The following is a 17,925-nucleotide window of genomic DNA, read 5'->3' as shown; positions in this document are numbered from 1 at the left end:
CGGTGTACGGTTCGCTGGTGACGGCAGCCGACTCCTTGACCAAGCGGGCGGGCACCGCCCTACTGGCCGCGTTCCGGCCTCCCACCAGCGCCCCGAGCACCGCGACGGTGCTGCGCTCGGTGCTGTGGCCGGTGGCCATCATGTCGTTGATCCACCGCTCCGTGATCCTGCCGCTGAACGGCAACATCACCGACGACTTCAAGCCGGTGTACCGGGCGGTGCTCAACTTCCGGCGCGGCCTGGACATCTACAACGAGCACTTCGACTACGTCGACCCGCACTACCTCTACTCACCGGGCGGCACCCTGCTGATGTCGCCGTTCGGGTACCTGCCGGAGACCCTGTCGCGGTACACGTTCATCGCCACCAACACGATCGCGATCCTGATCGCCGCCTATCTGTTGCTGCGGCTGTTCGGCTTCGGGCTGACCTCGGTGGCGGCCCCGGCCCTGCTGGCGGCGATGTTCCTCACCGAAAGCGTCAGCAGCACACTGGTGTTCACCAATATCAACGGCGTGATCCTGCTGGCCGAGGTGCTGTACTTCCGCTGGCTGCTCGACGGCCGGGAGAGTCGCCAGTGGTGGGCCGGTGTGGCGATCGGGCTGACCCTGGTGGTCAAGCCGGTGCTGGCGCCGCTGCTGCTCCTGCCTCTGCTGAGCCGGCAGTGGCGGCCGTTCGTCGGGGCGATCGCGGTGCCGGTGCTGTTCAACCTGGCGGCGTTTCCGCTGGCCAGCGACCCGACCAGCTACTTCACCCAGACGGTTCCCTACATCATGGGCACCCGCGACTACTTCAACTCCTCGATCCTGGGTAACGGCGTGTTCTTCGGCCTGCCTCCCGCGCTGATCCTGTTCATGCGGGTGTTGTTCACCGTGCTCGCCGCGGTCAGCCTGTGGCTGCTGTACCGCTACTACCGCACCCGCGACCCGCGGTTCTGGATGCTGACCTCCTCTGGTGTGCTGCTGACCGCATCCTTCCTGGTGCTGTCGCTGGGCCAGGGCTACTACTCGATCGTGCTGTTCCCGTTCCTGATGACGGTGGTGCTGCCGAACTCGGTGCTGCGCAACTGGCCGGCGTGGCTGGGGGTCTACGGGTTCATGACCCTGGACAAGTGGCTGATCTTCCGGTGGATGAACATCGGACGGCCGCTGGACTACCTCAAGATCACCTACGGCTGGTCGCTGCTGCTGATCGTGGTGTGTGCCGTGCTGTGCTACCGCTACCTGGACGCCCGCGAACAGGGTCGCCTGGACGACGGAATCGATCCGGCGTGGCTGGCGTCCGAGCGCGACCGGGCTACCGTGGAGGCATGACGTCTCCCAAGGTGTCCCTCACCGACGATGAGTGGCGCGCGAAACTGACCCCCGAAGAGTTCGCGGTGCTGCGTCGCGCCGGCACCGAGCCGCCGAACACCGGCGAATACACCGACACCACCACCGAAGGTATCTACGAGTGCCGGGCGTGCGGTGCCGAATTGTTCCGCAGCACAGAGAAATTCCACTCGCACTGCGGTTGGCCGTCGTTCTTCGACCCGGCCGACTCCGACGCGGTGATCCTGCGCCCGGACAACTCGCTGGGGCGGCAGCGCACCGAGGTGTTGTGCGCGTCCTGCCACAGCCACCTGGGCCATGTCTTCGCCGGCGAGGGCTATCCCACCCCGACCGACCAGCGCTACTGCATCAATTCGATCTGCCTGCGGCTGATCCCGTCGCCCTGATCTGCTCGCGGCGAGTGGGAACCTGACGACGCGGCACGCCGACAGTGCGTCGCGGGTTTCCGTCTGGCGCAAGGCCCTACGGCAGCGACGTCACCAATTGCTCGATCTCGACCCGGGGACCCGTGAAGAACGGTGTCTCCTCCCGGGCGTGCAGGCGGGCCTCGGTGTTACGCAGGTCGCGCATCAGGTCGACGATCCGGTCGAGTTCAGGCGCTTCGAACGCCAGAATCCACTCATAGTCACCGAGCGCGAACGCGGGCACCGTGTTGGCCCGGACATCCTTGTACCCCCGGGCGGCCATCCCGTGTTCGGCCAGCATCCGGCGGCGATCCTCCTCGGGCAGCACGTACCACTCGAGCGACCGCACGAACGGGTACACGCAGACATAGGCGCCCGCCGGCTCACCGGCAATGAACGCGGGGACATGACTCCGGTTGAATTCGGCCGGCCGGTGCAATGCCACGCTGCTCCACACCGACTCGCAGGCCCGGCCCAGGGCGGTGCGGCGGAAGCCGGCGTAGGTAGCCTGCAGGTCCTCGATCCGCTCGGCGTGGGTCCAGATCATGAAGTCGGCGTCGGCGCGCAGACCGGCTACGTCGTAAACCCCGCGGACCACCACGCCGCGCTCTTCCTGCTGCTTCAGGTAAGTGGCGACCTGGTCGGCTATCTGCTCACGGGTGTCGGGATCCCCGTCGAGGATGCCGGGCCGAACCGAGAACACCGAGAACATCACATAGCGGAGGGTGGAATTCAGCTTGTCGTAGTCGAGGTGCGCCATGCCTCATATGCTGCCACGACGCGCGGCGCCGATCTCTGGCGGTGTTCTAGGGAGCCGGAGTGGCGCTGATCACCGACGCCACAGCACGATCGGCCGCGGCGATGCAGGCCGGCACCCCGATCCCGTCCAGGTAGTTGCCGGCGACCGCCACCGTCGGCGGCAGCGCGGCACGCAGCCCGGTCACCAGGGCCGCATGCCCCGAACGGTATTGCGGCATCGCCGCAGGCCAGCGCTGCACCCGCACCTCGATCGGGTCCACCGTGACCCCGAAGACGGTCTGCAGGTCCTGTACCGCCCACCCCACCAGCTCCGCATCGGAGGCACCGATGCGGGAGTCGCCGAACCGGCCGAAGGACAACCGCAGCAACTCCACCTTGCCGCCGTAACCCCGGTCGCCCCACTTGCGCGACGTCAGGGTGATCGCCTTGGCGTGCAACCTCTCCCCGGTGGCGACCAGCACCCCGGAATTGTTGGTGAACGCCGCGCCGGCCGGGACCGCCATCGCCACCACCACCGATGATGCGCTGACGATCTGGCTGGCCGCCGCCGCGGTGCGCGGGGCGAACCCGGTTGCCAGCCGGGCCAGCACCGGAGCGGGCACCGCGACCACGACTCGGTCGGCGCGGTGGTGGCCGCCGGCGGCGTCGCGCAACTGCCAGCCGTCGCCGACCGGATCGATCTGGGTCACCGCCGACTGCACCCAGCGCAGTCCACTGCTGCGTACCAGCGCGTCGACCAGCACCCGGTAGCCACCGGTGATCGCACCGAACACCGGGACACCGGTGCTGGCCGGCAGGGCCCGCCGCACCGCCTCGGTCAGGCTGGGAGCACCCTCGTCCAGCACCGCGGCCAGGCCCGGCACCGCTGAGCGCAGCCCCACCGTCGCCGCCGAACCCGCATACACCCCGCCGATCAGCGGATCCACCGAACAGGCGACGACCTGCGCCCCGAACCGCTCAGCCACCAACGCACCCAGCGCCGGATCGCTGCCGGGTTCGTAGTCCAGCGGGCGGCCGGGTTCGCCGGCAATTCGGGCAAGGGTCTCCGGGTCGACCAACCCGGCCATCGACTCCGGCGAGGACGGGATCCCGCTGAGCGTGTCCGGCGGCAACGGATGCAGCCGGCGGTGGCTGTACAGCAGCGGCCGCACCCCGGTGGTGGCGCGCTGCCGGTCGGCCAGCCCCAGCTCCGCCAGCAGGGCGGGCACCTCGGGCCGGCGGGCGACGAACGCCTCCGCCCCCACGTCCATGCCGATCCCGCCCACGGTCTCGGTGCGCAGCACCCCGCCGAGCCGATCCGCCGGTTCGAAGACGGTGATGTCTACCGCATCGCCGAGCGCCGCACGCAGCCGATGGGCGGCGACCAGACCGGAGATCCCGCCCCCGACAACGCAATACGACGTGGTCACAATGAATGGACCAGCGACACCAAGTCGGTGAGCACACCGGGGTCGGTTTCCGGCAGCACACCGTGTCCGAGGTTGAACACGTGTCCCGACGCTCCGGCGACAACGGCCGCGCGACCGTCGGCGACAACATCCTGCGCCGCACGCTGCACCACCGGCCAGCCCGCCAGCAGCACCGCCGGATCCAGGTTGCCCTGCAGGGCGGTGCCGGGGCCGACTCGAGCGGCCGCATCGGTCAACGAGGTCCGCCAGTCCACCCCGACCACGGACGCTCCGGCCGCCGCCATGGCGCCCAGCAGCTCGCCGGTCTGCACCCCGAAATGCGTCATCGGCACCTCCCGCTCGGCGAGGGTGGCGAACACCCGCGCGCTGTGCGGCGCCACGAAACGGCGGTAGTCGGCCAGGCACAGCGTTCCGGCCCAGGAGTCGAACAGCTGGATGGCGTCCACCCCGTGGTCGAGTTGGACGGTCAAGAACGCGATGGTCAGGTCGGTGAGCCGGGTCATCAGTTCATGCCAGCTGTCCGGGTCGGCCAGCATCATCGCCTTGGTGCGGGCGTGGGTCCGGCTGGGACCCCCTTCGACCAGGTAGGACGCCATGGTGAACGGCGCTCCGGCGAAACCGATCAGCGGCACCTCACCCAGCGCGTCCACCAGCAGTGACACCGCTGCCGCGACGGCCGTCACCTGCTGGGGGTCCAGCGGCTTGAGCGCGGCCACGTCGGCCGCACTGCGCACCGGGTCGGCGATCACCGGCCCGACGTCGGGGACGATGTCCAGGTCCACCCCGGCGCCACGCAGCGGCACCACGATGTCGGAGAACAGGATCGCCGCGTCGACCCTGTGGCGGCGCACCGGCTGCAGGGTGATCTCGCAGACCAGCTCGGGATCGAAGCAGGCCGCCAGCATGCTGTGCTGGGCGCGAAGCTCACGGTATTCCGGCAGCGACCGGCCGGCCTGCCGCATGAACCAGACCGGTGTCCGGCTGGGTCGGCGGCCGGCGACGGCGGCCAGGTACGGGGAATCGGGCAGCTCACGACGGGCACTCATCGCGCTCAATGCTGCCACGGACGGTTGCGCGGGCGGGAATCGTCTCGGTTCATACGGGTTCATGCGGCGGTCCCAGCCCAATTCGGCGCGCCTGTCTGCGCCGACCGGCGCCGGGGGTTAGCGTGAGATCGGTGGCCCGCGTCGCGGCGGTGCGCCATAGCACCTGTGGGCCGGCCGCCGGCGACGCGGCGCACAGCGATGAGTTAAGGAGCGGCACCCGTGACATCAGCCGAGCCTGCCCCATTCCGCGAAGCGGTGGCGACGATGCACGCCGCGACGGTGCGGTCAGAGATCGAATTGGGCCCGATCCGGCCGCCGCAACGCCTGGCGCCCTACAGCTACGCGCTGGGGGCCGAGGTCAAGCATGCCGACACCGAGTTCGTCCCGGAGGACTCCGACGGCGACGCGTTCGGCCGGCTGATCCTGCTGTATGACCCCGACGGCACCGACGCGTGGGACGGCACCATGCGGATGGTGGCCTTCATCCAGGCCGACTTGGACCCGCAGGAGGCGATCGACCCGCTGTTGCCCGAAGTCGCGTGGAGCTGGCTGGTCGAGGCGCTGGGCGCCCGCACCGACCACGTCACCGCGCTGGGCGGCACCGTCACCGCAACCACCTCGGTGCGGTACGGCGACATCTCCGGCCCGCCGCGGGGACACCAGCTGGAGTTGCGCGCCTCCTGGACCGCGACCACCCCGGAACTGGGCACCCATGTCCAGGCGTTCTGTGAGGTGCTCGAACACGCGGCCGGTCTGCCCCCGGTCGGGATCACCGACCTGAGCTCGCGAACCCGCGTCTGAGATGTCCGGGCAGACCACAGAACCGGCTACCGAAGAGCCCGAGCCCACGCCGCTGCCGCATCCCGCCGACGGAGTACCGGAGGTGTCGGTCACGCGCACCCAGATCGGCGCCGCAGCCGACCTGCTGGCCGCCGGCCGCGGGCCGTTCGCGGTGGACGCCGAGCGGGCATCGGGCTTCCGCTACTCCAATCGGGCCTATCTGATCCAGATCCGGCGTGCCGGCGCCGGCACGGTGCTGATCGATCCGGTCGGTGCCGGCGAGGACCCGGCGGCCCTGCTGCGCCCGGTCGCCGAGGTGCTCGACGACGACGAGTGGATTCTGCACGCCGCAGACCAGGATCTGGCCTGCCTGGCCGAGGTCGGCATGTGGCCCAAGGCCTTGTACGACACCGAACTGGCCGGGCGGCTGGCCGGTTTCGATCGGGTCAATCTGGCCGCGATGGTGCAGCGGCTGCTGGGCCTGGGCCTGGCCAAGGGCCACGGTGCCGCCGACTGGTCGAAACGTCCGCTTCCCCCGGAGTGGCTCAACTATGCGGCGCTCGACGTCGAGGTGCTCATCGAACTGCGTCAGGCTGTCGCCGAGGTACTGGCGCAGCAGGGTAAAACCGATTGGGCGGCGCAGGAATTCAATCATCTTCGGGTCACCGACTTCACCACGTCGACGCGCCGGGACCGCTGGCGGCGTACCTCGGGTCTCCACAAGGTCCGCGACCGGCGCGGCCTGGCCGCCGTCCGTGAACTCTGGACGGTGCGCGACCGGATCGCCGCACGCCGCGACATCGCGCCCGGGCGTGTGCTGCCCGACTCGGCGATCATCGCCGCCGCCGTCGCCAACCCCACCACCGTCGACGAACTGCTCGCCCTGCCGGTCTTCGGCGGGCCCAAACAACGCCGCAGCGCGGCGACGTGGCTGGCTGCGCTGGCCGCGGCCCGTGACAATCCGGAGCCGCCGGAAGCCGGCGAACCCTACAGCGGTCCCCCGCCGCCCTCGCGCTGGTCACGGCGCAAGCCCGAGGCCGCCGCGCGGCTGGAGGCGGCCCGCGCCGCGCTGAGCGAGGTGTCCGAGCAGGTGAACGTACCGACCGAGAACCTGCTCACCCCCGACCTGGTGCGACGGCTGTGCTGGGACTGGAAGCCGCCGACATCGGACACCGCGGTGGTGATCGAGGAGTTCCTGGTCGGCGGCGGCGCACGCCCCTGGCAGCGTGAGCTGACGGTGCACGCGCTGGCCCGCGCGCTCGGGGCTGCCGTCGGCTAGTTGTCCAGCTGCTCGTTGTCCAGCTGCTCGCTGACCTCTTCCACGCAGCTGCTGCCCATCGCCGCAACCCAGCCGGTGATCTGGCGGGCCACATCCTGCGCGGTCAGGCCGACCTCGGCCAGCAGCTCACCGCGGGAGGCGTGATCGAAGAAACGTTGCGGCAGCCCGACGTCGCGGCAGGGCACGTCGATCTGCGCGTGCCGCAGCGCCGCCGACACCGCCGAACCGATACCGCCGGCCATGCCGTTGTCCTCGCAGGTGACCACCAGCTTGTGTGCGTCCGCCATCTCGACGAGCGCCTCCGGCACCGGCAGCACCCAGCGCGGGTCGATCACCGTCACCCCGATGCCCTGATTGTGCAGCCGGTCGGCCACCGTCAGTGCCATGGGCGCGAAGGCGCCGATGGCGACCAGCAGGACATCGCCGGGCAGCCCGTCGGCCGGAACCGCCAGCACGTCCACCCCCGACCGTCGTTCGATCGCGGGAATGTCTTCGCCCACATCCCCTTTCGGGAATCGCAGCGCAGTGGGGCCGTCATTGACGTCCAGCGCTTCACCGAGCTCTTCGCGCAGCCTGGCGCCGTCGCGTGGTGCGGCCACCCGCATGCCGGGCACGATCCCCAGGATCGACAGGTCCCACATGCCGTTGTGGCTGGCGCCGTCGGGTCCGGTGATCCCGGACCGGTCCAGCACCAGCGTGACCGGCAGCTTGTGCAGCGCGACGTCCATCATGAGCTGGTCGAAGGCACGGTTGAGGAACGTCGAGTAGACCGCCACCACCGGGTGCAGACCGCCCATCGCCAGCCCGGCCGCCGACGTCAGCGCGTGCTGCTCGGCGATCCCGACGTCGAACATCCGGTCCGGGTAACGCTGCCCGAACGGGGCCAGCCCGGTGGGGCCGGGCATGGCGGCGGTGATCGCGACGACGTCGCGGCGCTTGGCCCCGTATTCGATCAGCGCATCGGAGAACGTCGCCGTCCAGCCGGGGCCGGCGGTCTCGGTGGCGTACCCGGTGAGCGGGTCGATCACCCCGCAGGCGTGCATCTGCTCGGCCTCGTCGTTCTCGGCCGGACCGTAACCCTTGCCCTTGCGGGTGACGACGTGCACGATCACCGGCCCGCCGAAGCCCCGCGCGCGGCGCAGCGCGGACTCCACCGCGGCCTCGTCATGACCGTCGATCGGGCCCAGGTACTTCAAGCCCAGGTCAGTGAAGAGCGCCTGCGGCGCCAGCGCGTCCTTGAGCCCCGCCTTGACGCTGTGGATCACCTGGTAGCCGAGCTCACCGACGACCGGGACGCCGCGCACCGCGGCACGGCCCCGCTCCAGCAGCTGCTCGTAGAACGGCTGCAGGCGCAGCGCGGCCAGGTGGTCGGCGAAACCACCGATGGTGGGCGCGTAGCTGCGGCCGTTGTCGTTGACCACGATCACCACGGGCCGTTTGCCGGCGGCGATGTTGTTCAACGCCTCCCAGCACATGCCCCCGGTCAGGGCGCCGTCGCCGACGACGGCCACCACGTGCCGGTTGCGGTGCCCGGTCAACTCGAAGGCCTTGGCCAACCCGTCGGCGTAGGACAGCGCCGAGCTGGCGTGGCTGGACTCCACCCAGTCATGCTCGCTCTCGGCGCGCGACGGGTAACCCGACAGCCCACCCTTCTTGCGCAGGGTGTCGAAGTCGGGGCTGCGCCCGGTCAGCATCTTGTGCACGTAGGCCTGATGCCCGGTGTCGAAGATGATCGGGTCGTGCGGCGAGTCGAACACCCGGTGCAGCGCCAGCGTCAACTCCACCACGCCCAGGTTGGGTCCCAGATGCCCGCCGGTCGCGGCGACCTTGTGGATCAGAAACTCGCGGATCTCCGCCGCCAGAGCGGTCAGCTGCCGCCGTGAAAGGTGCTGCAGATCGGCGGGGCCGCGGATCCCTTCAAGCATCCAGCCAGTGTACGCAGAGGGCACAGGGTGACCGTGTTGTCGACTCCGGCTCCTTGGCCTACCAGGGGCCAAACAGCTCCGCCAGGGCGTCCCGAAGTTCGGGATCTGCCAGCAGGACTACCTCGTCGCCGGCCTGAAGTTCGGTGTCCCCCCGCACCGGCACCAGGCCGGGGGTGCGGAGCACGACGCTCACCCATATGTCGCCGACGCGGTCACCGAGCTCATCTACTGTGCAGCCCTCGGCGGCAGACCCGGAGGCAACGCTGAACCGATGGACCCCCTGCGGTTCGTCCGCGAGCCGGACGGCCATCTCCCATGGCTGGGTGTCCACGGTGCGCATGGGTAGGCGTAGCAGACGCGCGAGACTCGGCACCGTGCCGCCCTGCACCAGAACAGAGAACATGACGACGACGACCACAATGCCGTACAGCCGTTCGGCGTCGGCGATATGGGCGGCCCGCAGGAACTCGCCCAGCAGAATCGGCACCGCGCCTTTGAGGCCGGCGACGAGTATGAAGAGACGTTCATTTCTCTCCAGTTGCACGCCGACCAGACAGGCACTCACCGCCAATGGCCTGATCAGCACTGTTAGCGCCACGCCGAGAACGAGCCCGGGAATCCATACATCTGAGTGGACAAGTAAGCCAAGGTCGACGGTGAGACCCAGAATGGCAAAAGCGACGATTTCGGCCAGCCCGGCCAGGGCTGCATGGAATCGCTTTATCTCCGGCTTGTAGGGTGCGCGGGCGTCGCCGATCACGATGCCGGCGACGAACACCGCCAGAAATCCAGAGCCGTGCGCAAGAGTGGCAATGCCGTACAGCAACAGGCAGCATGCCAACGTGCGAAGCGAGTAGAGACCTTCACTGGGCAATGCCACCCGACGCATGAACGCCAGCAGGACTCGGCCGCCGATCACTCCGACGGCCGTGCCGATCACCATTTGCAAAGCGAATTGGGTTCCCACGCTGAGGAACCCTGCTGCGCTGATACCACCCGCGGCGATCAGGCCGGACATCAAGGAGATACCGACCGGATCGTTCGTACCGGATTCACCCTCCAGGATGGTGCTGCTGCGTCCGGCAATCTCGCGTTTGCCCAGGACGGAGAAGACCACGGCCGGATCGGTGGGAGCCACAGCGGTCGCGACCAGCAGCGCCAGATACCAGCTGATTCCACATAGCAGGTGCAGCAGCAGCGCAGCTCCGGCAGCGACGAGGCCGGTGCCCACGACACCAACCGACAAAATGGGGACCGCCGCCGCCCGAAAGCGCGACAGCCCGATGTGCATGCCGCCGTCGAACAACACCAACACCAATGCGATGGTGATCACCCGTTCCACGGTCCGCTCGGATGGCGGCTGCACCACCGGCACGACACGCACCACCACCGCCGCGCCGACTAGCACGAGCAAGGCCACCGGGACCTTCACCCGCTCGGTGAGGCGATTTGCCAGCACTGCGACTAAACCCAGGGCACTGCACAACAAGATGATCAGTGCGTAGCGAAGAGTCTCGTTCACGACGGCGACCCGGATGCGCTGGTCAACAAGGCGACGCACTCGACGTGGTGTGTTAGCGGGAACGCGTCGAACACCCGGATCTGCTCCACGGCATAACCGTGACCGCGGTAGAGCCCGATGTCACGGGCGAAAGCCGCCGCCTCGCAACCGATGTGCACCACGCGTGGCACGCCCGCGGCCGCCAACAGGTCGATCACCTCACGCCCGGCACCTGCGCGCGGCGGGTCCAACACCGCGACGTCGGCCGCGGAGCGCTCACCGCCCAGTACCCGGCGTACCGAGTCGGTCCGCACCGATACCTGCGGCAGGTCGGCGAGCGCCGCGCGGGCGGCCCCCGTCGCGGCCCGCGAGGTGTCGACGCTGACAACCCGACCGGACTCCCCCACCGACCCGGCAAGTGCGGCGGCGAAGATCCCGGCCCCGCCGTAGAGGTCCCAGGCGGTCGCCCCGGTGTCGGCCTGCGCCCAGTCCGCGATCAGGGCACTGTAGAGCGGCGCCGCCCGCCGGTGTGCCTGCCAGAACGCGGTCACCGGGATCTGCCAGCGCCGGCGCCCCACCCACTGGGTGGCGTGATAGTCGCCCTCGACCACCTCGGGGCGATGGTCGCGGCCTGTACTGACCACATGGCGGACGCCGTCGTCGTCGACCACCACGTGCAGGTGGTCACCGGGCCGCCAGCTGTGCTCGGCCAGCCCCTTGGTCATCCCGCTCGGCAACTGGCCACACCGCAGGTCGGTGACCAGCTCGTCGCTGTGATAGCGGTGAAATCCGGCCCGCCCGTCGGCGCCCACCTCCAGGCGAACCCGGCTGCGCCAGCCCGTCGGGCCGTCATCGCCCAGGGGTTCGGCCGCGCCGTGCCACTCGTAGCCGCCGAGGCGGGCCAGTTGGTTGGAGACCACCTCGCCTTTGAGCGCGCGCGCCATGGCCGGGTCGGCGAACGCCAGGTCGCAGCAGCCCGCGCCGTCCACTCCGGCGATCGGGCACAGTGAGTCGATCCGGCCGGCCGCCGGTTCGATCACCTCGACGCATTCGGCGTGCCAGTAGGAGCCCCGCTCGGCGGTGACCCGTACCCGCACCCGTTCGCCGGGCAGCGCGTAACGCACGAAAACCACCCGGCCGTCGTGGCGGGCCACACAACTGCCGCCGTTTGCGGGCGCCCCGGTGCCCAGGGTCAGCTCCTGATCGATCACTCCAGAAAGCCCCGTCGGGTGTCGCCCGGCGCATGGTGCGGCGCCATGACCTTGCGCCGCTCGGAGGAGTTCAGCTGCCAGGGCACCGAGGTCACCATGACCTGCGGCATGAACAGCAGCCGGGTCTTGAGCCGCAGCGCACTCTGGTTGTGCAGCAGCTGTTCCCACCAGCGCCCCACCACGTATTCGGGGATGTAGACGGTTACCACGGTGCGCGGCGACTCTTTACTGAGGCGTTTGACGTACTCAAGCACCGGCCGGGTGACCTCGCGATACGGCGAGGCGATCACCTTCAGCGGCACGGTGACATCACTTTCCTCCCAATCGCGGACCAGCGCGCGCGTCTCGGCGTCATCGACGCTGACGGTGATCGCCGCCAATGAGTCCGGGCGAGTAGCCCGGGCATAGGCCAGCGCGCGGCGGGTGGGTAGATGCAGCTTGGACACCAGTACCAGGGCGTGGTTGCGACTGGGCAGCATCGCCTGGTCCTCCAGGGCGGCCGACTGGGCGGCCAATTCCGCGCTGACGGCGTCGTAGTGCCGGCGGATCAGCTTCATCAGGGCGAACAGGACCGATATCACCACGATCGCGATCCATGCGCCAGCGACGAACTTGCTGGCGATCACGACGATCAACACGGCCCCGGTGGCGACGAACCCGATCGTGTTGACCACCCGGGAACGCCTCATCTTGACTCGGACCGCTCGGTCGGTTTCAGTGCGCAGCAACCCGTTCCAGTGCCGGACCATGCCGATTTGGCTCAACGTGAAGGAGACGAACACCCCGACGATGTAGAGCTGGATCAACGCGGTCACCTCTGCGCCGAACACCACGATGAAGCCGATGGCCACCACTGCCAGGAACCCGATACCGTTGGAGAAGGCCAGCCGGTCGCCGCGGGTGTGCAGCTGACGCGGCAGGTAGGAATCCTGGGCCAGGATCGATCCCAGCACCGGGAAACCGTTGAACGCGGTGTTGGCGGCCAACGCCAGGATCAGCGCGGTCACCCCGGCGATGATCCACAAGCCGGGTGGAAAGCCGCGGAACACCGTCTCGGCCAGCTGAGCCACCAACGTCTTCTGCTCGTAGTCCGGCGGCGCCCCGATCAGCTGTTCGTGCGGGCGGGCGGCGATCTTCACCCCGGTCTCGCGGGCCAGCACGATGATGCCCATCATCATGGTGACTGCGATCACACCCAACATCAGCAGCGTGGCGGCGGCATTGCGCGACTTCGGTTTGCGGAACGCCGGCACACCGTTGCTGATCGCCTCCACCCCGGTCAGCGCCGCACACCCGGACGAGAACGACCTGGCCACCAGGAACACCAGGGCCACGCCGACCAACTCGCCCTGAGCAGAGTGGATCTTGAACGCCGCCGATTCGGCCTGCAGCGGGTGGCCCAGCACGAAGATCTGGAACAGCCCCCAGCCCAGCATGACGAAGACTCCGATCATGAACGCATACGTCGGGAAGGCGAATGCGGTGCCCGATTCGCGGATGCCGCGCAGGTTGGCAGCCGCCACCACGACGACGGTCCCCACCGCGAACACGACCTTGTGATCGGCGATGAACGGTATCGCCGAGCCGACGTTGGCGATCGCCGCCGAGATCGAGACCGCAACCGTCAGAACGTAATCCACCATCAACGCGCTGGCGACGGTCAGACCCGCGGTCGCACCCAGGTTGGTGGTGACCACCTCGTAGTCCCCACCGCCGGACGGGTAGGCGTGCACATTCTGGCGGTAGGAGGCCACCACCATCATGAACAACAACGCCACCGCCAGGCCGACCCACAGCGACATCCGGTAGGCCGCCAGGCCCGCCACCGACAACACCAGAAAGATCTGTTCGGGTCCATAGGCCACCGACGACAGCGCATCGGAGGCGAACACGGGCAGCGCGATGCGCTTGGGCAACAGCGTGTGACTGAGCCGATCGCTGCGGAACGGCCGGCCCAGAACCAGCCGTCGAGCCGCCATGGAAATCTTCGACACGAGAGCCAAGGGTAAGCCAAGCGGGCCATGGCGGTAGCGTTCACCGAATGCGGGCGCTGCACCAGTCGAGAGCCAGCCGAAATCGGCCGAAAGGACCTAGCACGTGCGGGTAGTTGTGATGGGATGCGGCCGGGTGGGTGCCTCGGTGGCCGACGGACTGTCCCGGATCGGCCACGAAGTCGCCATCATCGACCGGGACAGTGCCGCGTTCAACCGGCTCAGCCCGGAGTTCAGCGGCGAACGGGTGCTCGGCATGGGTTTCGACCGCGATGTGCTGCTGCGCGCCGGAATCGAAGGGGCCGGTGCGTTCGCCGCGGTGTCCTCGGGTGACAACTCCAACATCATCGCGGCACGGCTGGCCCGTGAGACGTTCGGTGTGACGCGGGTGGTCGCCCGTATCTACGACGCCAAGCGGGCCGCGGTCTACGAACGCCTGGGTATTCCGACCATCGCCACCGTGCCGTGGACCACCGACCGGCTGCTCGACGCCCTGACCCGCGAAAGCGAGACCACCAAGTGGCGTGACCCCACCGGCACCGTCGCCGTCGCCGAGGTCGTCCTGCACGAGGATTGGATCGGCCGGCCCGTGACCGATTTGGAACGGGCCATCAGCGCACGGGTGGCGTTCCTGATCCGGTTCGGCACCGGCGTCCTGCCCGAGCCCAAGACCGTGATCCAGGCCAGCGACCAGGTGTACATCGTGGCCGTCTCCGGGCGCGTCGCGGAGGCGATCGCGATCGCCGCGCTGCCGCCCAGCGAGGATCTGGACCAATGAAAGTCGCGATCGCCGGGGCCGGCGCCGTCGGCCGGTCCATCGCCCGCGAGCTGCTTGACAGCGACCACCAGGTGACGCTGATCGAACGCAACCCCGGGCACGTCGACATCGAGGACATCGCCGACGCGCAGTGGCAGCTGGGTGACGCCTGCGAGCTGAGCCTGCTGGAGTCGGTGCACCTGGAGACCTTCGACGTGGTGATCGCCGCGACCGGCGACGACAAGGCCAACGTGGTGCTGTCGCTGCTCGCCAAGACCGAGTTCGCGGTACCCCGGGTGGTGGCCCGGGTGAACGATCCCCGCAACGAATGGCTGTTCACCGATGCCTGGGGCGTGGATGTGGCGGTGTCCACCCCGCGCATGCTGGCCTCGCTGGTCGAGGAGGCCGTCGCCGTGGGAGATGTGGTGCGGCTCATGGAGTTCCGCAAGGGCCAGGCCAACCTGTTGGAGATCACGCTGCCCGACAACACCCCGTGGGGCGGCAAGCCGGTGCGCAAGCTCACGCTGCCCCGCGATGCCGCCCTGGTGACGATTCTGCGCGGCGCGCGGGTGATCGTGCCGCAGGACGACGAGCCCCTCGAAGGCGGCGACGAACTGCTGTTCGTCGCGACCACCGGGGTGGAGAACGAACTGCGTGAGCTGCTGCTACCCGCTCACTGACCGGGGTTCGCAGTCGGCTGCAGCGGGAGCGGGACGCTCGTCGAGCACCCGCTGCACATATTTGACCGCCAGGTAGGTCACCACCGCGGCCACCGCGGTGAACGGCCAGCCCATGGCGATGCGCGCCACCCCCAGCCAGCCCGTCTCATCGGCGTCGTAGAGCAGGCGTTGCACCACGAATCGGGAGCCGAACACCAGCACCCAGGTCAGCGTCGCCAGATCGTAGGCGTAGATCGCCGCCCGCAGCTCGCGCCAGGTCAAGTCCTGGCCGCTGGCCCAACTCCAGATGTAGCCGACCACCGGGCGGCGGATCAGGATCGATCCGGCGAACACCACCGCCCAGATCAGCGACGACCAGATCCCGAGCAGGAAATACCCCTTGGAATCACCCATCAGATAGGCGATCAGGGTGCAGATGGCCACTCCGAAGAACCCGGACACGGCCGGCTGGGTGGATTCCCGGCGGATCAGCCGCCACACCAGCACCGCCGCGGCCACGCCCAGCGCCGCCACGACCGCGGCCTGCAGTCCGAAGGCGCTGGAGACCGGCACGAACACCACGATCGGCAGCGAGGAGTAGATCAGCCCGGCAACCCCGCCGATCTGCTCCAGGAGCCGCTGCGGCCCCTGGGCCCCCTCGGCGCTGAAGTCGTCCGTCACTGCTGGATTTCGTAGTGGGGGTTGTAGATGGCCTTGCAGCCGCTGTCGAGTTTGCCGAGCCGGCCGTGCACCCGCAGAGTGCGGCCGGAGTCGATTCCGGGGATGCGTCGCTGCCCCAGCCACACCAGCGTCACGGTGTCGGTGCCGTCGAACAGCTCGGCGCGAACCCCGCCGACGCACCCCTTGGCATTGGCTTCCACGCTGCGCAGCACCCCGACCATGGTGACCTCTTGGCCGCGTTCGCAGTCGATCGCGCGTTGCGCGCCGGTATTGAGCGCCTCGTCGGACAGCTCCTCGACGTCACGCAGCTCGGGATCTTCCGTCAGTCGCCGAGTCAGCCGGCGCAGGTACCCTTCCGGAGCAGCCATTGCCCTCTCCCTTAATCGTGTGCGCACGCTACGGTAGACCTGTTGATTACCTAATGCCACACGACCGGCCTGTGGGGTCGCGGGCAACACCCGACACGATCAGAGGTGGCATTCGATTTGCGCGGCGTGACGGCCGTTCTGCTGCCGGGGACCGGGTCCGACGACGACTATGTACGCCGGGCTTTCTCGCACCCGTTAGAGCAGGTCGGCGCCGAACTGATCACGCACCGGCCGCAGCCCGCAAGCCTCATCGAGGGGTATCTGGGAGCGCTGGACGCTGCGGCGGAGCGGTCCGGCCCGATCATCGTCGGCGGGGTGTCGATCGGTGCGGCGGTGGCCGCCGCGTGGGCGCTGCGCCATCCCGAACGTGTCGTGGGGGTGCTGGCCGCGCTGCCCGCCTGGATGGGTGCTCCCGACGACGCACCGGCCGCCCACGCCGCCCGCTACAGCGCCGAGCAGTTGCGTACTGAGGGCCTGGCCGCGGTGGTGGCCCAGATGCGGGCATCCAGCCCGGCGTGGCTCGGCGACGAGTTGACCCGCTCGTGGACGGCCCAGTGGCCGCAGCTGCCCGACGCATTGGAGGAAGCGGCGGCCTATGTCGCTCCGACACGCGGCGAGTTGGCGGGCCTCACGGTGCCGATGGGCGTGACGGCGGCGGTCGACGACGCCGTGCATCCCTTGCAGACCGCTTCCGAATGGGTGGCCGCCGCGCCGCGGGCGGCGCTGTGCACGGTCACCTTGGATCAGATCGGTGCCGACCCGGCCGCGCTGGGCACCGCCTGCCTGACGGCGTTGACGAATGCTCCTGGCTAGTCCACGACTTTGACACTGCGTCCACGGCGCACCCCCACGGCGTGTCGCCGCCCTGGCCGCAGTGTCAATCCGTCTAACCGCCGGGTTTGATACGCCGGTCCAGCTTCGGCTCTCCTTCGTCGAGCCTCGCTAACCGCCGGGTTTGATACGGCGGTCCAGCTTCGGCTCTCCTTCGTCGAGCCTCGCTAACCGCCGGTGATAGTGCGCAACTGCTGCATCGCGGAGCCCTCCGCGCTGCGGCGGGCGGTCGGTGCGGGCGGCACGTCACCGCCGCCGACCGGCGGCGCGGCGCCGGCCTGCTGCGCTACCGCCTGCTGGGCTGCGGCCTGCTGAGCCGCGGCCTGCTGAGCCGCGGCGGCCCGAAGCTGCTCGGCCATCGGTTCGGGCAGGCGTACCGGCAGCGGCGTGCGCACCGGCAGCGGAGTGTCGCCACGGCGGACAACCGTGTCCGCCAGCGCCTCCCGCGCCTGCTGGGTGAGCACATCCAGCGACTCGCGCGGACCGTTGATCACGCAACGCACCATCCAGCGGTAGCCGTCGACTCCGATGAACCGGACCGCGCCGGCCGCCACGCCGACCACCTCCCGGCCCCACGGGCCGTCGATGATGCTGACGTTCGCGGAGTCCCGGCGCAGCGCGTCGGCCAACTCGGATGCGATCTCACGCCACAGTCCCGCCGACTTGGGCGCCGCGTAGGCAGCGATGTTGAACCGGCCGTGGGGCGTCACCAGCCACACCGCGCTGGGCACACCCGCCTCGCTCAACTCGACCTGGACCTGGGCACCCGCCGGCATCGGCACCAGCACCGAACCCAGGTCGAGCCGCGCCGCCGTCGCCACCGAGGGGTCGTCGAAGTCCTCGATGTCGAAGGGGCCGTCCAGCTCCTCCACCGGCCCAAGGTCGAACTCGACCGGTTCGCGAGAGGATTCCGGCTCGGTGCTCGCCGGCTCGTCGGCGTCAACCTTGCCCTTGCCCCTACCGAATGCCATCACTGCCGCCCATCTTCATCAC

The 17,925-nt window shown here is 69.2% G+C and carries 17 protein-coding genes; 7 read left to right on the top strand and 10 right to left on the bottom strand.

Annotation, left to right across the window (positions count from 1 at the left end; all coding sequences use genetic code 11):
* Window positions 1-2: 2 nt before the first annotated feature.
* Window positions 3-1,313 carry an arabinofuranan 3-O-arabinosyltransferase gene (aftC, locus tag AWC16_RS04965; RefSeq protein ID WP_085263677.1) on the top strand — a complete coding sequence of 437 codons (1,311 nt, stop codon included), beginning with the start codon at window positions 3-5 and terminating at the stop codon, window positions 1,311-1,313.
* Window positions 1,310-1,717, top strand: coding sequence for a peptide-methionine (R)-S-oxide reductase MsrB (gene msrB, locus AWC16_RS04960; protein ID WP_085263676.1), 408 nt, complete (start codon window positions 1,310-1,312; stop codon window positions 1,715-1,717). The genes aftC and msrB overlap by 4 nt, the downstream gene beginning before the upstream one ends.
* Before the next feature lie 76 nt (window positions 1,718-1,793).
* On the opposite strand, the gene hemQ is transcribed toward msrB, so the two are convergent.
* The 3 genes from hemQ to hemE are packed head-to-tail and all read right to left on the bottom strand — an operon-like array spanning window position 1,794 to window position 4,949.
* A complete protein-coding gene (gene hemQ / locus AWC16_RS04955; RefSeq protein WP_085263675.1) occupies window positions 1,794-2,495 on the bottom strand; it encodes a hydrogen peroxide-dependent heme synthase in 702 nt (233 codons plus the stop codon).
* A 46-nt stretch (window positions 2,496-2,541) separates the two neighbouring features.
* The gene (locus AWC16_RS04950; RefSeq protein WP_085263881.1) at window positions 2,542-3,906 is read right to left on the bottom strand and encodes a protoporphyrinogen oxidase; all 1,365 of its coding nucleotides are present in this window, start codon (window positions 3,904-3,906) and stop codon (window positions 2,542-2,544) included.
* A complete protein-coding gene (hemE, locus tag AWC16_RS04945; protein ID WP_085263674.1) occupies window positions 3,900-4,949 on the bottom strand; it encodes a uroporphyrinogen decarboxylase in 1,050 nt (349 codons plus the stop codon). The genes AWC16_RS04950 and hemE overlap by 7 nt, the downstream gene beginning before the upstream one ends.
* A 219-nt stretch (window positions 4,950-5,168) precedes the next feature.
* Here hemE and AWC16_RS04940 point away from each other — a divergent pair, with 219 nt between their 5' ends.
* The gene (locus AWC16_RS04940) at window positions 5,169-5,750 is read left to right on the top strand and encodes a DUF3000 domain-containing protein (RefSeq protein ID WP_085263673.1); all 582 of its coding nucleotides are present in this window, start codon (window positions 5,169-5,171) and stop codon (window positions 5,748-5,750) included.
* 1 nt (window position 5,751) lies between these two features.
* Window positions 5,752-7,008, top strand: coding sequence for a ribonuclease D (locus AWC16_RS04935; protein WP_085263672.1), 1,257 nt, complete (start codon window positions 5,752-5,754; stop codon window positions 7,006-7,008).
* On the opposite strand, the gene dxs is transcribed toward AWC16_RS04935, so the two are convergent.
* From dxs to AWC16_RS04915, 4 genes are read right to left on the bottom strand one after another with little or no spacing between them, the layout of a single operon-like run.
* The gene (dxs, locus tag AWC16_RS04930) at window positions 7,005-8,933 is read right to left on the bottom strand and encodes a 1-deoxy-D-xylulose-5-phosphate synthase (RefSeq protein ID WP_085263671.1); all 1,929 of its coding nucleotides are present in this window, start codon (window positions 8,931-8,933) and stop codon (window positions 7,005-7,007) included. The two genes, AWC16_RS04935 and dxs, sit on opposite strands and share 4 nt — an antisense overlap.
* A 58-nt stretch (window positions 8,934-8,991) precedes the next feature.
* On the bottom strand, window positions 8,992-10,455 hold the full coding sequence (locus tag AWC16_RS04925; protein WP_085263670.1) for a cation:proton antiporter domain-containing protein: 1,464 nt from the start codon (window positions 10,453-10,455) through the stop codon (window positions 8,992-8,994).
* Complete coding sequence (locus AWC16_RS04920) at window positions 10,452-11,645, bottom strand: class I SAM-dependent RNA methyltransferase (RefSeq protein ID WP_085263669.1); 1,194 nt, start codon at window positions 11,643-11,645, stop codon at window positions 10,452-10,454. The genes AWC16_RS04925 and AWC16_RS04920 overlap by 4 nt, the downstream gene beginning before the upstream one ends.
* Window positions 11,642-13,639 (bottom strand): APC family permease, encoded by a 1,998-nt coding sequence (locus tag AWC16_RS04915; protein ID WP_085263668.1) that lies wholly within the window; start codon window positions 13,637-13,639, stop codon window positions 11,642-11,644. Before AWC16_RS04915 ends, AWC16_RS04920 begins: the two co-directional genes overlap by 4 nt.
* A gap of 103 nt (window positions 13,640-13,742) precedes the next feature.
* Here AWC16_RS04915 and AWC16_RS04910 point away from each other — a divergent pair, with 103 nt between their 5' ends.
* Both AWC16_RS04910 and AWC16_RS04905 read left to right on the top strand, forming a co-directional pair.
* Window positions 13,743-14,414: a potassium channel family protein gene (locus AWC16_RS04910; RefSeq protein WP_085263667.1), complete on the top strand. Its 672-nt coding sequence runs from the start codon at window positions 13,743-13,745 to the stop codon at window positions 14,412-14,414.
* Window positions 14,411-15,073, top strand: a complete 663-nt coding sequence (locus AWC16_RS04905) for a potassium channel family protein (RefSeq protein WP_085263666.1) — start codon at window positions 14,411-14,413, stop codon at window positions 15,071-15,073. The genes AWC16_RS04910 and AWC16_RS04905 overlap by 4 nt, the downstream gene beginning before the upstream one ends.
* Here AWC16_RS04905 and AWC16_RS04900 read toward each other — a convergent pair.
* Together AWC16_RS04900 and AWC16_RS04895 are read right to left on the bottom strand one after the other, a co-directional pair.
* The gene (locus tag AWC16_RS04900) at window positions 15,059-15,733 is read right to left on the bottom strand and encodes a DUF3159 domain-containing protein (protein WP_085263665.1); all 675 of its coding nucleotides are present in this window, start codon (window positions 15,731-15,733) and stop codon (window positions 15,059-15,061) included. The two genes, AWC16_RS04905 and AWC16_RS04900, sit on opposite strands and share 15 nt — an antisense overlap.
* Window positions 15,730-16,101 (bottom strand): OB-fold nucleic acid binding domain-containing protein, encoded by a 372-nt coding sequence (locus tag AWC16_RS04895; RefSeq protein WP_085263664.1) that lies wholly within the window; start codon window positions 16,099-16,101, stop codon window positions 15,730-15,732. The genes AWC16_RS04900 and AWC16_RS04895 overlap by 4 nt, the downstream gene beginning before the upstream one ends.
* Before the next feature lie 105 nt (window positions 16,102-16,206).
* On the opposite strand from AWC16_RS04895, the gene AWC16_RS04890 reads away from it, so the two are divergent.
* Window positions 16,207-16,914, top strand: coding sequence for an alpha/beta fold hydrolase (locus tag AWC16_RS04890; protein ID WP_085263663.1), 708 nt, complete (start codon window positions 16,207-16,209; stop codon window positions 16,912-16,914).
* Between the two features lie 185 nt (window positions 16,915-17,099).
* On the opposite strand, the gene AWC16_RS04885 is transcribed toward AWC16_RS04890, so the two are convergent.
* Window positions 17,100-17,903, bottom strand: a complete 804-nt coding sequence (locus AWC16_RS04885; protein WP_085263662.1) for a DUF3710 domain-containing protein — start codon at window positions 17,901-17,903, stop codon at window positions 17,100-17,102.
* Between the last annotated feature and the right edge of the window lie 22 nt (window positions 17,904-17,925).

Origin of the sequence: Mycolicibacter longobardus, from assembly GCF_002102265.1 — a bacterium.
Taxonomy (GTDB): domain Bacteria; phylum Actinomycetota; class Actinomycetes; order Mycobacteriales; family Mycobacteriaceae; genus Mycobacterium; species Mycobacterium longobardum.
Note: the sequence above shows the minus strand (reverse complement) of the source record. Positions and strands in the feature narration are given on the sequence as shown.